Origin of the sequence: Neisseria sp. P0020.S003 (assembly GCF_051957095.1) — a bacterium.
Lineage (GTDB): Bacteria > Pseudomonadota > Gammaproteobacteria > Burkholderiales > Neisseriaceae > Neisseria > Neisseria subflava.
Window position 1 is genome coordinate 1 of sequence record NZ_JBQCWU010000051.1, and the last position, 562, is coordinate 562.

The following is a 562-nucleotide window of genomic DNA, read 5'->3' on the forward strand; positions in this document are numbered from 1 at the left end:
CCGGCACACTGCCCGCACGGGTGACCGCGGCAGAGAACTGCACCTACGCCTACATCGACGACATGGGGCGCTACCGCGTCAAACTACCGTTTGATTTGGACGAATGGAGTCCCGGCGGCGAAAGCCGTCCCGTCCGACTGGCCAAACCCTATGCCGGCCCCGAATACGGCATCCACTTCCCCTTACACGAAGGCACCGAAGTGATGCTGTCCTTTGTCCAAGGCAACCCCGACCGTCCGTATATCTCCGGCGTCATGCACGACAGCGCCCATACCGACCATATCCCTGCAGATTGGAACACCCGTAACGTCATCCGTACCTGGGCGAACAACAAACTCAGGATGGAAGACCTACAGGGACAGGAACACATCAAACTCGCCACCGACTATCAGAAATCCCAACTCAACCTCGGCCACATCGTCGACTCAAATCGTGAGAAACGCGGAGAGAACGGCGAAGGCTTCGAATTGAGAACCGACGGCTGGGGCGCGGTACGGGCAGGTAAGGGCATACTCGTCAGCGCACAAAACCAGGATGCCAATGGCAAAGTACTGGATATGGA

1 protein-coding gene is annotated in these 562 nt (G+C 58.0%); it reads left to right on the forward strand.

The window, feature by feature from the left end; all coding sequences use genetic code 11:
- The coding region (locus ACTHTQ_RS11265) for a type VI secretion system Vgr family protein (RefSeq protein ID WP_440363967.1) at nt 1-562 on the forward strand (562 nt) is incomplete at both ends.